Raw genomic sequence first — 12,812 nt, 5'->3', positions numbered from 1 at the left:
ATTCGACTCTTCAGCTTGAAGGACCTTCCCTTGCGTGAATTGGCACGGACTGGTGTGCTCGTCGCGGCCCTGGCCGCCACAACCGCCTCGGCGCAGGCACTCTCCAGCCCCCTGGTCGCGTTCGATGCGGAGCGCTTGCGTCTGAGCGCCGCCGCCACGGACTCACTGATGGTGGACACGGGCCGGGTGCTCTCCGAGGGGGGCTTTCGGCTCAGCCTCCTCGCCAACTACGAGCGCGGCATCCTCGTGTTGGAGGGCAGTGACGGGAGCGAGCACTCCATCATCCATTACAGGACCTCGGCCTGGCTCATGGGCGCGTGGTCTCCGGTGGACCGGTTGGAGGTCTCCGCCAGATTGCCCGTCATCATCTCGCAGGGCGGGCATGGGGCGAACAGGCTGGCGGGTGTCGCGGAGCCCTCGTCCTCGGGGCTCGGCACGCCCGAGGTGGGGGCGCGCTATTCGCTGCTGCGGCGCGAGGAAGGCGCGCCGTTGTCCCTGGCGGTGGGGCTCGACGTGGGGCTCCCGGGTGGACGGGCGAGCGCCTTCGGACGTCAGGAGCACTGGGCGGGCCTCCAGTTCTCGCCCCGGGTCTCCCTGGGGCGCGAGGTGGGCATGTTCGCGCTCGGCGCGAGCGTGGGCGCGCGGGTGAGGTCCACGGAAGTGGAGCCGGGCCGCGACGTGGGCACGGAGCTGGAGCAGTCCGTGGTGGTGGCGACCCGGGGTGACGGCCTGCGCGGCGAAATCGCCCTGCAGGTGGCGGAGTCGTTGGTGCATCCGGACGTTGCCGTGGAGCTGCTCGGAGGCGTGCGGCTGCCCATTGGCATGGGCTTCGAGCTGAACGCGCTCGCCGGGCATGGCTTCACGGATATCCCAGGGACGCCCTCGTGGCGCGTGGGCGCGGGAATCGCGTGGGCGCACAACCCGGCGGCTCGCGAGGATGTCTGCAAGGGCGGACGCACGCACACGCCTGAGCAGTGCCCCGACTCCGATGATGACGGTGACTCCGTGCCCAACAAGTCGGACCGTTGCCCGCTGGAGGCGGGGTCGCCCGACAACGCGGGTTGCCCCGACCGCGACTCGGATGGCGATGGCGTCGTCGACCGGCTGGACAAGTGCCCGAACGAGGCTGGGAGCGCGGAGACGAGCGGCTGCCCTGACTCGGACGGCGATGGCGTGCCGGATTCCGAGGACAAGTGCCCGAACGAGAAGGGCACCGTGGAGAACCAGGGCTGCCCCGCGCCCGCGACGGACACGGATGGTGACGGCGTGCCGGATGAGTCCGACAAGTGCCCGGAGGAGAAGGGCACCGCGGAGAACCAGGGTTGCCCCGCGCCGGTGGCGGCGACGGACACGGATGGCGACGGCGTGCCGGATGACTCCGACAAGTGCCCGAGTGAGAAGGGCTCCGTGGAGAACGAAGGCTGCCCCGCCCCCAAGGACACGGATGGGGACGGCGTGCCGGACGACTCCGACAAGTGCCCGAAGGAGAAGGGCACCGTGGAGAACGAGGGTTGCCCCGAGCCGGCGAAGGCGCCGACGGAGGAGCGGCTCTCGCTGGCGGACCGTCGCGTCACCTTCCCGGTGGGGACGTCCGAGATTCAGGGCGAGGGCGCGAAGGTGCTCGACGAGATTGCCGAGCAACTGAAGGCGCGGCCCAAAGTCGCGGTGCGCATCGAGGGGCACACGGACAACACCGGTCCGGAGGACCTCAACCGCACCTTGAGTCAGGACCGCGCGGAGGCCGTGCGCGCCTACCTCATCCGCCGAGGTATCGACGGCTCGCGACTGGAGGCCCGGGGTTACGGTCCGACTCAGCCCATCGCGACGAACGACACGCTGGAAGGACGCAGCGAGAACCGCCGCGTGGAGTTCGTCATCAAGCGGTGAGTCGGTGTGCTCGGAGTCGCGGGGCCACGTGCCCCGCGGCCCGTTGAGGCCGAGCAGGCCAGTCACTGCTCGGCCCCAGCGGACCGTGAGGAGGCGGGGATGGACCGGTTGGACGTCATGCGGCTGTTCACGCGCATCGTGGAGCGCCGCAGCTTCACGGTGGCTGCTCAGGACCTGGAGCTTCCGCGCTCGACGGCCACGCAATCCATCAAGCAACTGGAGGCCCGGCTGGGCGTGCGACTGCTCCAGCGCACGACACGCCATGTCCGGCCCACGCTGGATGGCGAGGACTACTATCGGCGCTGTGTCGCCATCCTGGGCGAGGTGGAGGATGCCGACTCCGCCTTCAGCGGCGCAAAGCCGAAGGGACAGCTCCGCGTCGACGTCCACGGCACCCTGGCGCGGCACTTCGTCCTGCCGGCGCTGCCCTCATTCCTGGCCGAATACCCGGACCTGAAGCTCCACCTTGGCGAAGGAGACCGGCTGGTCGACCTGGTGCGGGAAGGCATCGACTGCGTCCTGCGCGTGGGCGACCTCCAGGACAGCGCCATGGTGGGGCGGCGCGTGGCGCTGCTCAAGGAGGTCACCTGCGCGAGCCCCGCCTATCTGGCCCGCCACGGGACACCCACCCGGCTGGAGGAACTCGAGGGCCACGTGGCGGTGGGCTTCATCTCGTCGGCCACGGGGTCGATGATTCCCCTGGAGTTCAGGGTCGACGGCGCGCCGAGAAACGTCACCCTCCCAGCGACTGTCACCGTCACGGGGGCGGAGACCTACGCCTCGGCGGCGAAGCTCGGGCTCGGGTTGATTCAACTGCCGCGCTACCACGTGGAGAGCGAGCTGCTCGCGGGGACGCTCGTGGAGCTGCTGCCCGAACATCCCCCGTCGCCCACGCCCGTCTCGTTGCTCTATCCGCGGAGCCGCCAGCTGTCGCCCCGGGGGCGCGTCTTCATCGACTGGCTCTCGCGGGTGTTCGCCAACGCTTCCTCGGTGGCGCTCGCCGTCGAATAGGTCCGCTCAGCCCGGCGCGCGCAAGGTCTTCAAGGCCCGGGACCATGCGAGCACTTCGTCCAGCAGCGTGTGCAGCGCGGCCTCCTGGGCGGGCGCGGGCGACCAGTTGCCCGGGTCGGTGAACAGCGCGACGTCGGTGTACTTCGACAACGACACCTGCGCGCGCACGGTGGCGACCTTCACCTCGGCCAGCGTCGTGCGCAGATGCTCCACCGCGCGGACGCCTCCGAGTCCCCCGTAGCTCACGAACCCCGCGGCCTTGTCGTTCCACTCGGCATAGAGGAAGTCGATGGCGTTCTTCAGCGCGGCGGGGAATGAGTGGTTGTACTCCGGCGTGACGAACACGAAGCCGTCGAACGCGCCCACCGTGGCGGCCCACTTCCGGGTGTGCGCGTGGCGGTAGTCCCCGCGAATGGCGGGGATGGGCTCATCCAGCAGCGGCAGGTCGTGGTCCGCCAGGTCGACGAGCTCCAGGGTCGCGTCCCCCGCCACGACGGCGGCATGCCGTTGTCCGGCGGCATGGACCCAGCGGGCGACGACCTCCGCCCTGCGTCCGGGGCGGGTGCTTCCAATGACGATGCCGAGCCGGGTCAACTTCAGCCTCCCTTGATGCGTGCGCGAGAACGGGCGCCAGGGTACAACGTACGTTGTACTGAGTAAAACGATGGTTGTACCCGTGCAAAAGGAACGAACATGCCCCGAGCAGACCGGACGAAGCCGCGTGGAGGGCAGGGGGACAAGCGTCAGGCCCTCCTGATGGGGGCGCTGACGGTCTTCGCTCGGGACGGCTACACCCGCGCCAGCATCGACATGATTGCCGACGAGGCGGGTGTGTCCACGCGTACGCTCTACAACCACTTCCAGGACAAAGCGCGGCTGTTCCAGGCCGTCATCCAGGAGAGCGCGTCACGGGTCGCCGAGGCGCAGACGGCCCTCCTGGACAGGCACCTGCGAAAAGTCACGAACCTGGAAACGGACCTCATCGAACTCGCCCTGGCCTGGGGGACACCGATGCCGGACTCCGCCGAACATTTCGCCCTGGTGCGACAGGTCAACGCGGAGGCGGGCCATATCCCCGCGCCCGCAATCAAGGCGTGGCGCGAGGCCGGGCCGCTCCAGGTCCGCCGGGAGCTCGCCCGCCACCTGCGACGGTTGGCGGACGAGGAACTCTTGCGAGTCGAGGACCCGGAGCGCGCGGCCCTCCACTTCACCCGCCTGGTCTCCGTCCCAGGCCCCCATGACGGAGGGCTCACGCTCACCAGGAAGGAGCGCGCCGAGCACGTGGCGTCCGGTGTCCGGGTCTTCCTGTATGGCTACGGCCGCTGAGGCGCGGGGAAGCCTCGCTCCCGCATCAAGGCGTCCAGGTTCGCCTCCCGCCCCCGGAAGGCCCGGTAGCCCTCGAACGGGTCCACGGTGTTGCCCACGGACAGGATGTGCTCGCGAAGCCTCGCGGCCACCTTCGGGTCATAGGCACCGCCAGCCTCGGTGAACGCCTCGAAGGCATCCGCCGACAGCATCTCCGCCCACAGGTACATGTAGTAGCCGGCCGCGTACCCGTTGCTGGCGAAGACATGCCCGAAGTGGGGCAGCCGGCTGCGCATGCCGACCTCTTCCGGCGCGCCAATCTGGCGGAGCACGTCGCGCTCGAACGTGTCGGGGTTGATGCGGCGGGCACCCGCGAGGTGCAGCTTCATCTCGACGAGCGCGGAGGTCAGGTAGTCCACCGTGTAGAAGCCCTGATTGAACGTCGCGGCCTTCTGGATGCGGGCCACCAGGTCCGCGGGCATCGGCTTGCCCGTCACGTGGTGCACGGCGAACCGGCTGAGCACCTCCGGAGTGGACAGCCAGTGCTCGAACAGCTCGGCGGGAAACTCCCCGAAGTCGCGCACCACGCGGCCACCTCCGAGCGTCGGGTACGTCACGCTCGCGCTCAGGGAGTGCAGCGCGTGGCCGAACTCGTGGAAGAGCGTCAGCGCGTCGCGCCAGCCCAGCAGCGCGACTCCTCCGGGCCCCGGCTTCACGAAGGGCATGCTGATGGCCACCAGGCCCGTCACCTCGCTCCGGAAGCGCTCCTGCACGCGGTACGTCTCGGTCTGCCCGCCGTTGTACTTGCCCGGCCTCGCGTAGGGGTCGAAGTACAACAGCCCCAGGGGCTTCCCGCTCGTGCGCTCCTTCACCGCGAAGACGCTCACGTCCGGGTGGTAGACGGGCACGTCCGGCGCGGGAGTGAAGGTGTAGCCGAACAGCTCGCCGGCGGCCCAGAACATGCCGTCCCGCAGGGAGTCGAGTCGCAGGTACGGCTTCACCTCGGTGTCGTCGAGGTCGTACTTCGCCTTGCGCACCTTCTCCGCGTAGTAGCGGTAGTCCCAGGGGGCGATGGTCTCCGGCTGCCCGTCGCGCCGGGCAATCTCCTGCATCGCCGCGACTTCCTCGCGCACGCGGGCGACGGCGGGCGTCCACATCTGCTCCAGCAGTCGCATCGCGCGCTCGGGCGTCTTGACCATGGACGTCGCGAGCTGCCGATGGGCATGGGTGGGGAAGCCCAGGAGCTTCGCCTGCTCGGCGCGCGCGGCGAGTATCTGGGTGATGACGCCGTTGTTGTCGTGGGAATCTCCGTGGTCCCCCCGGCTGTCGTAGTTGCGCCACACCTTCTCGCGCAGCTCGCGGCGGTCCGAATAGGTGAGGAAGTCCGCCACCGCCGAGCGCGTGTTGGCCACGGCCCACTGGCCCTTCTTCCCGCGCGCCTCCGCCTCCGTGGCGGCGGCCTTGCGCAGCGGCTCCGGCAGGCCCGCCAGGTCGGCTTCCGTTTCCAGGAGGGTGAAGCGCTTCTCGTCGGCGAGCACGTTCTGGTTGAACGTCGTGTAGAGCGTGGCGAGCTGCTGGTTGAGCGCGGTGAAGCGCTTGCCGGCCGCCGCGCCCAGGTTCGCGCCGGAGCGGACGTAGACGTCGTGGTAATGCGCGACGAGCCGCCGCTGCTCGGGCGTCAGCTTCGCCTTCGCGGCCGAGTCGTGGACGGCCTTGATGCGCCGGAAGAGGCGACGGTTCTGGGTGCTCTCGTCCCAGAACGCGGCCAGCCGGGGCGCCATCTCGCGCTCGATGACCTGATACTCGGGCGTGTTCACGAACGAGGACCACGCGTTGTAGACCTCGAAGACGCGAGTGAATCCCCGGCCCGTGTCCTCCAGCGCGGCGATGGTGTTCTCGAACGTGGGCGGCTCGGTCGAGTCCGCGACCCGCGCCACTTCACGCCGCTCCTGCTCCATCGCTTCCTCGAGCGCGGGACGGAACTCCTCCAGCTTCACCCGGTCGAACGGGGGCGCTCCGCCGTGAGGGCCGGACCAGGGCGCGAGCAGGGTGGCGCCCTTGCCGGGAGGGGTTTCAGGAGCGGCGACGGCCGCGCCCGCCAGCAGGACAACGAGTGCTCCAATTCGGTATCGTGTCATTGACACAGAATAAGAGGCAGCTTCGGGTCGCATCCATCGAATGAAATTCGTCCAGGAACCCCAGATGACCCCCCTCGACCGAATTGATCGCACGATTCTGGAGGCCCTCCAGAACAATGCACGGCTGTCCAACAAGGCGCTCGCCGCGCAGGTGGGGCTCGCGCCCTCTTCCTGCCTCGCGCGCGTGAAGCGGCTGGAGACGGAAGGCATCATCCAGGGCTACCGCGCGGAGCTCAACGTGCGCTCCATGGGGTTGGGTCTTCAGGCGCTGATCGCCGTGCAGCTGCGCCAGCACGTGGACGAGGCCTTCGGCAACATCGGTGACCACCTGCGCTCGTTGCCGGAGACGGTGGCTGTCTATTGCCTGGGCGGGACGACGGACTTCCTGGTGCACGTGGTGTGTCGCGACACCGAGCACCTGCGGGTGCTGACCATCCAGTCCTTCACCAACCGTCCCGAGGTGAGCCGCATCGAGACGTCGCTGGTGTTCTCCTTCACGCGACTGGGCGTGCCCGTCGACAAGGGCGCCTGACAGGGCGGGATTACTCGTCCAGCTCCGCGCGCGAGCGGCTTTTGGGCTCCAGTCCCAGGGCAATCTCCTTCAGCTCGAAGGTCAGCTCCCGGATGGGAAACGGCCGCACGTTGCCGAGGACAATCACCGTCAGCTGGTCCTCGGTGTAGTGGTGGAGGTTGGAGAGGAACCCATCCATGGAGCCGCCGTGCCGCACCAGCACGCCACGCTCCTTGCTGCCGGGGCTCCGCTGGTACTGCTGAATCCGGAAGCCATAGCCGTAGTAGCCGAGCGCGCGACTCTCTCCCGTGAAGAGCCGCTTCTTGCTCGGAGCGGACACCAGCCCCGAGCCGAAGAGCGCCTGGTCCCAGGCGTACAGGTCATCCACCGTCGAGTAGATGTCTCCGGAGCCCAGGGCATAGGAGACGTTGTTCTCGTCGCGCGAAACGCCCAGCAGCTCCTTCGCGTAGCCGAAGGCCCGCTTGGGCGGAACGCTCGTGCTCCGCTCGATGCCCGAGTCCGTCATCGCAAGCGGCCCGAACGTCTTCTCCTGGAGCACCTCCGCGTAGCGCTTGCCGGTGACGGCTTCGATGATGAGGGCCGCGAGGTGGTAGTTCAGGTTGGAGTACTCGTGTTTCGCTCCGGGCTTGAACGAGACGCGCGCGGTGTTGATGAGCCGCAGGATTTCCGCCGAGGAGACATCCGTCTCTGCTTCACGCTCCACCAGCGAGTCCAGATGCGTGGGCAGGCCGGACTGGTGCTTGAGCAGCAGGTGGAGCGTCAGGCTCTTGCCCAGGTCCGCGCGGAGCTTCGGCAGATAGCGGGAGATGGGGACGTTCAGGTCCAGCGTGCCCGCGTCCACCAACTGCATGACCGTCACGGCGGTGAAGGACTTGGTCAGCGAGCCAATCAGGAACTGGGAGTCGACCTGGTTTGCGCGCCGGCCCTTCTCGTCCGCCAGGCCGTAGGCGGCGCGATGAAGCACCTTCCCGTCCTTTGCGACGAGCACCGCGCCTCGGAAGCCCTCCTTGTCGACATAGGACTGGAGGTGGGCGTCCAGCTTCGCGGAGACGGAGGCCTGGGGTGCGCCTGGCGCCTGGGAGGCGAAGCACGCGACGGCGAGAAGCGAGAGGAGCGGGGCGTGGGAGGACATGTCGGGCGTGGGCCTTAGTTGTTGGACCAGATGACGGAGGCAATCTTCCAGCCGGCGCCCGTATTCACCAGGTGCCAGCTCTCCTGGCCGCGATTGATGACGCGCTCGCCCAGGTGGAAGGTGAACTCGAAGGAGACCGAGGCGATGGTTCCGTCCGTGTCGATGCGGACGTTGGTGAACTTCTCCTCGCTACGCTCCGCGTCCGCCACGATTTCATCGATGAACGTCGTCGGGTTCTGCCGTGCATCGAGCTTGAGCCGGGTCGCCTTGGGGTTCTTCTGGAGGCGGCGCTTCAGGAGCTCCTCTCCATCGACGGACTGCCACGTGGCGTCCTCGCGCAGGAACAATCCGAGGAACTTCTTCCGGTCCTTCTGGATGATGGCCTCGCGGAAGTCGTCGACCACGGCGGTGATTTGTTGCCGGGCGACGGCGGTGTCCTTGGGCTTCTCCTCCGCGAAGGCGGGCAGGGACACAAGGCAGGTGAGCAGCAGGAGCGACAGCTTCACGAAGGACTCCGAGGCGAGGTGGCGGGGTGTGTTCGCGCGGCCGGCCAGCAACCCGGGCACTTCGCGATTATTCCGCCGCATGGCCTCATGAAGCAGGAACGGCCCGGCCTGAACGAGCGCCGGGCCATCCCTGTCCACGCGTCAGCGACGCGCCCGCCTCACTCGCAGGGGTTGCCGTTCAGTGTGCAGTTGAAGGGCTGTCCGAGTCCGATGGTCGTGAAGCCGAACTCCTTGCTCGCGCCCGCCTTGATGGTGGTGTTGTGGCTGACGGGAAGGAACGTGTAGTGGTCCCCGTTGCGCGTCATCGTGGAGGAGAACGGGCTCTGCGCAATCGTCCCGGCCGGCAGGTCGAACTCCAACTGCCACCCGGTGACGTTCACCGTGCCCAGGTTCTCCACCGTGTAGCGGCCCGTGTAGCCATTGGCCCAGGAAGAGCTCACGGCGAAGTGGGCGACGAGCCCGGAGGGCGCGGGCGGAGCCGTGGTCGCGATGACCGGGGCGCTCGGCGCCGACACGTTGCCCGCCGCATCCCTCGCGGTGGCGGTGAAGGTGTACGCCGTGGCCGGGCTCAACCCCAGCAACGTCACGCCCAGGCCCGTCGTGGTGGCGGCCACGTTGCCGCCGAGCCAGACGGAGTAGCCGGAGACGCCCCGGTCGTCGGTCGCCGCGTCCCAGGCCAGGGTGACGCTCGTGGAGGTCACCGCCGTCACGCGGAGGTTGGAGGGCGCGCTCGGCGGGGTGGTGTCCGGAGGCGGCGGCGCACCGACGCTGATGAGGAACAGCGAGGGCGCGGTGTCCGTCCTCGTGGTGTCCACGCCATGGCCACCGGAGTAGTCGAGCGTCTCCGCGTGTGCCCAGTCGGCGATGGGCGTCCCGTTGATGTCCAGGTGCTTGTACGCCGCGCCCGACCAGCCGAACTGGTAGATGCGCGAGGGCTCCGAATAGAAGTCGGCGTAGGGGGACGTGTCGGTGCCCACCTGCTTGCGCAGGACGTTGTTGAAGAAGACGTTCTGCGGCCCCGTGGCGCCGGACCACTTCACGGCCTTCTTCCCGGCGCCCCACCAGATGGGATACCAGTTGGAGTCATCCGGGCCGCCGCCCCCTTCCTCTCCGCAGTGGGAGCTGCAGTTGCCGGAGCGGTGCGCGTACGGAACCGTGCTGATGTTGCGCTCGAAGAGGTTTCGTCGCTCCCAGCCGCCGTGGAGGTTGAGGTCGGAGTCGAAGTCATTGCCGATGACGACGTTGCCGGACGCGGACCACTGGAAGGTGAAGTGCCGCAGGTTGCGGGACGTGTTGCCGGCGTAGAGCGAGTCCCAGACGCGGGAGCCTCGGAAGTAGCCGTTGCCGCCCTTGCCCTTGTTCCATGCGCCGTCGAGCACGTTGTCGACAATCTGGAGGTTCTTCGCCTCCTCCGTGACGATGGGATGCGAGCCCGTCATCTCCGCGCGGATGCCCCGCACCCACGAGTCCGCGGCCCACTTGAAGACGATGCCGTGCATCTCGTACGCGGGCGCCAAATTGCCGTAGTTGTGGAGCGCGGCCGAGGCGCTCACCCCCGGCACCTCCTGCGTGAAGTACAGGTTCTCGATGCCCACGCCGACGATGGGGTCGACGAGCGGGGCCGCCTTGGAGTCGTACACCGAGCCGTCGATGGCGGTGGACCCGTCCGAGGTTGACGTCACCGGCACGTCGTATTCGAGCGGCTTGTCCAGGGTGAGCGTCTTGTTGCCCGTGTCGACGGCGGCGATGCGGAAGAGCTGCTGACGCATGTGCAGGTTGGACAGCGCGTGCTGGGTGGGCAGCGCCTGCTGCTCGGCGTAGAAGGCCCGTGAGTTGGCGGCGCGGATGTTGACGAGCCTGCCCACGGCCAGCGCGGCGGAGTTCGCCGCCAGGTACACCACGGTGTCGCCCGTGCGCGCGGCGAAGCCGGTGTCACCCGGCTTCACGCGGAGCTTCACGCCGACCTTCCAGTGGACATTCACGGTGCCCTCGAAGATGTCCGCCCGGTTGGGAGGCGCCGTCTGGTAGTCGTCGTTCTCGTCCTCGTTGTACGAGGTGTGGACGCCGCGCGACTGCACGCGGAACAGGCCCCGTCCGGGCCACAGCCAGCCGCCCTTGCCCTCCCCGTGCGTCATGCCGTCTTCGTCCCAGTCGCCACCGTCCGACGTCAGGGTGTCGTAGCGGGTGTTCACATCGGGGCGGAACACCAGCTTCGTGCCCGTCACCGGCGAGGAGCCCGCGCCACGGATGATGAGGTAGCTGGCGTCCACGCCCAACTGTCGGGACACGTCGAGCTGGCCCGCGGGAAGTGAGAGCAGGGAGAGCTTCGTGTACGAGGCGCTGGGGGTGCACGCCGTGCGCAGGTGGTCGATGGCGGCCTGCAGACCCGTGGTGTCGTCCACGCCATCATTGGGAATCACGCCGTAGGTCGTCGCCAGCTCCGCCGGAGTCACCCGGCACGTGGCGTCCGGATTGATGTCCCCTTCACCCGGGAGGTTCTGCCCGCCCCGGTAGCCCGCCTTGGACCAGTCCGGCAGCCCGGAGATGGGCACCCTGCGATTCGCCGGCGACAGGTCAAGCACTGTCTGCGCCCAGGTCGGCGTCGAGCCCAGGACCGCCACAGAGGAAAACGTCAACAACACCAACCGGAGCAAGCCGGTTCTTCGAGTGAGCATGAACAACTCCAGTCTTGGGTGTCCGCGTGGCAGGTGTTGCACCACTGATACGGATTTATCCAAGACTAGTCAGATATGCTCGGATAACAGCTCTAGCCCGTCCGGCGTCCGGACGGCCAGAAAGGTCCTACACCCATGAAGCCCTCCTCGCTGCGTGCCGCGCTCTGTGTGTTGTCCGCCGTCGCCGCTCCCTCCGCCTTCGCGTGGGGCAGCACCTATTCCATCCCCTTGTTCGAGTCTCGGATGACGGCGGCCCGTGCGAGTGGAAGCACGGGTGGGACGACGGTGATTCGCTCGGAAGTGAAGACCGCGCTGGAGTCGTTCCTCAGCTCCGACGACGGGCAGACGGACGCCGCCGAGTACGCCTATCTCGCGGGCAAGGTCGCCAGCCCCACGTTCCTCACGGGCATCGACACCTCGGCCCGGGACTACCTGTTCCGCTATCACGAGCTGAATGACGGGGCGGCGACCACGTCACCGCTGGACGTGGCCTCGCCGGCCCAGACGCCCGCGCAGATTTTCGGCGCGAGCGGCCGGCTGGCGAGCAACGCGTGGATTCAGGAGGGTGGAATCCCCGAGGGCGAAGGTGTGGCGAACCAGACCACGCTCCAGTGGACCTACTACGGCTACTTCGGTCCGCAGTCGTCCACCTTCGCGCCCGTCACGTACGCGGAGCTGAGCGCGAGGCTCGGCTCGACGATTTTCGGCCAGGCGCCGAGCGCGGCCGAGGTCAACGGCGCGCTCGCCTGGCTGAGCGCGCACGCGGGCACTGGAGCCCGCTACTACGTCGCGTCCTGGCATGACTCGTACGGCCGCACGGGCCCCGGGGACATCGGCGGCTACGTGGTGGCGTCCGTCAACAACACGCGAGACTCCGTCCGCTACATCGAGGTGATGACCTGGTCGGATTAGCGACTCAGGCGACGGCCACATAGGCGGCGACGGCGACCATGCAGGCGCCGAACGTCCACCCCTGGATGCGCAGGGCGCGCTCGGAGCGGAAGCGTCCCAGGATGAGCTTCCCTCCGTAAATCCAGGGGAAGTGGCACGCCACGCAGACGACGAGGAAGGCCGCGGTGAGCTGCGCGGCCTGCGAGAGCAGGGCTCCCGCCGGGTTCAGGAACTGGGAGAACATCACCAGGACCATCGAGTGAATCTTGGGGTTGAGGGCCACCGTGAGGAGGCCCTCGACGAAGCCGAGCCGCTCCGGTTCGTCCTCCGCTCCGGAGGGCGAGCTGGAGGCACGGAAGAAGCCCCACGCGAGGTAGAGCAGGTACACGACGCCGCACCAGCGCAGCACGTGGTGCAGCGAGGGAATCCCATGCAGCACCCGGCCCAGCCCCAGTCCGTAGAGCAGGCAGAGGGCGACATTGGCCGCTTCGAAGCCCGTCCAGAACGGCAGCGAGCCCCGGATGCCGAAGCGTCCGCCCGCGGTGGCGAGCACCGTGTTGCCGGGCCCGGGGCTGAACACCATCGGCACGGTGTAGCCCAGGAACATCACCCACACTTCAGCGGGAATCATGGCGAAAGCCCCCACGCGCCCTCGTGGTGGTGATGGGGCGCGAGCAGGGACACAAACTCCATTTCGAGCCGAGCACCCAGCGAGCTATCCTCGCGCGCTCGATA

General features: G+C 68.3%; 11 protein-coding genes. 5 read left to right on the top strand and 6 right to left on the bottom strand.

What is annotated here, in order from left to right:
- The first annotated feature begins 15 nt into the window (after positions 1-15).
- Together HUA78_RS46435 and HUA78_RS16095 are read left to right on the top strand one after the other, a co-directional pair.
- Positions 16-1,887: an OmpA family protein gene (locus HUA78_RS46435; RefSeq protein ID WP_254623740.1), complete on the top strand. Its 1,872-nt coding sequence runs from the start codon at positions 16-18 to the stop codon at positions 1,885-1,887.
- Between the two features lie 99 nt (positions 1,888-1,986).
- A complete protein-coding gene (locus HUA78_RS16095) occupies positions 1,987-2,898 on the top strand; it encodes a LysR family transcriptional regulator (protein WP_174476651.1) in 912 nt (303 codons plus the stop codon).
- Positions 2,899-2,904: 6 nt separating this feature from the next.
- Here the strand turns inward: HUA78_RS16095 and HUA78_RS16090 are convergent, their stop codons facing one another.
- Positions 2,905-3,492 (bottom strand): NADPH-dependent FMN reductase, encoded by a 588-nt coding sequence (locus HUA78_RS16090; protein WP_174462726.1) that lies wholly within the window; start codon positions 3,490-3,492, stop codon positions 2,905-2,907.
- Between the two features lie 99 nt (positions 3,493-3,591).
- Between HUA78_RS16090 and HUA78_RS16085 the strand changes: the two genes are divergently transcribed.
- On the top strand, positions 3,592-4,224 hold the full coding sequence (locus HUA78_RS16085; RefSeq protein WP_174476650.1) for a TetR/AcrR family transcriptional regulator: 633 nt from the start codon (positions 3,592-3,594) through the stop codon (positions 4,222-4,224).
- On the opposite strand, the gene HUA78_RS16080 is transcribed toward HUA78_RS16085, so the two are convergent.
- Positions 4,212-6,341, bottom strand: a complete 2,130-nt coding sequence (locus HUA78_RS16080; RefSeq protein WP_174476649.1) for a M3 family metallopeptidase — start codon at positions 6,339-6,341, stop codon at positions 4,212-4,214. The two genes, HUA78_RS16085 and HUA78_RS16080, sit on opposite strands and share 13 nt — an antisense overlap.
- Positions 6,342-6,405: 64 nt before the next feature.
- On the opposite strand from HUA78_RS16080, the gene HUA78_RS16075 reads away from it, so the two are divergent.
- A complete protein-coding gene (locus HUA78_RS16075; protein WP_174456387.1) occupies positions 6,406-6,873 on the top strand; it encodes an Lrp/AsnC family transcriptional regulator in 468 nt (155 codons plus the stop codon).
- Positions 6,874-6,883: 10 nt separating this feature from the next.
- Here the strand turns inward: HUA78_RS16075 and HUA78_RS16070 are convergent, their stop codons facing one another.
- From HUA78_RS16070 to HUA78_RS16060, 3 genes are all read right to left on the bottom strand, one after another.
- Entirely contained in the window at positions 6,884-8,005 is a 1,122-nt protein-coding gene (locus tag HUA78_RS16070) for a serine hydrolase (protein ID WP_174476648.1), read from the bottom strand.
- A gap of 14 nt (positions 8,006-8,019) precedes the next feature.
- A complete protein-coding gene (locus tag HUA78_RS16065; protein WP_217442497.1) occupies positions 8,020-8,592 on the bottom strand; it encodes a nuclear transport factor 2 family protein in 573 nt (190 codons plus the stop codon).
- A 77-nt stretch (positions 8,593-8,669) separates the two neighbouring features.
- The gene (locus HUA78_RS16060; protein ID WP_174476647.1) at positions 8,670-11,186 is read right to left on the bottom strand and encodes a cellulose binding domain-containing protein; all 2,517 of its coding nucleotides are present in this window, start codon (positions 11,184-11,186) and stop codon (positions 8,670-8,672) included.
- Between the two features lie 135 nt (positions 11,187-11,321).
- Between HUA78_RS16060 and HUA78_RS16055 the strand changes: the two genes are divergently transcribed.
- Positions 11,322-12,098, top strand: a complete 777-nt coding sequence (locus tag HUA78_RS16055; protein ID WP_174476646.1) for a hypothetical protein — start codon at positions 11,322-11,324, stop codon at positions 12,096-12,098.
- Positions 12,099-12,102: 4 nt separating this feature from the next.
- Here HUA78_RS16055 and HUA78_RS16050 read toward each other — a convergent pair whose 3' ends face one another.
- Positions 12,103-12,708, bottom strand: a complete 606-nt coding sequence (locus HUA78_RS16050; RefSeq protein ID WP_174462720.1) for a LysE family translocator — start codon at positions 12,706-12,708, stop codon at positions 12,103-12,105.
- Positions 12,709-12,812 lie beyond the last annotated feature (104 nt).

The sequence above is a fragment of the Myxococcus sp. CA033 genome (assembly GCF_013336625.1).
GTDB lineage: Bacteria > Myxococcota > Myxococcia > Myxococcales > Myxococcaceae > Myxococcus > Myxococcus llanfairpwllgwyngyllgogerychwyrndrobwllllantysiliogogogochensis.
Note: the sequence above shows the minus strand (reverse complement) of the source record. Positions and strands in the feature narration are given on the sequence as shown.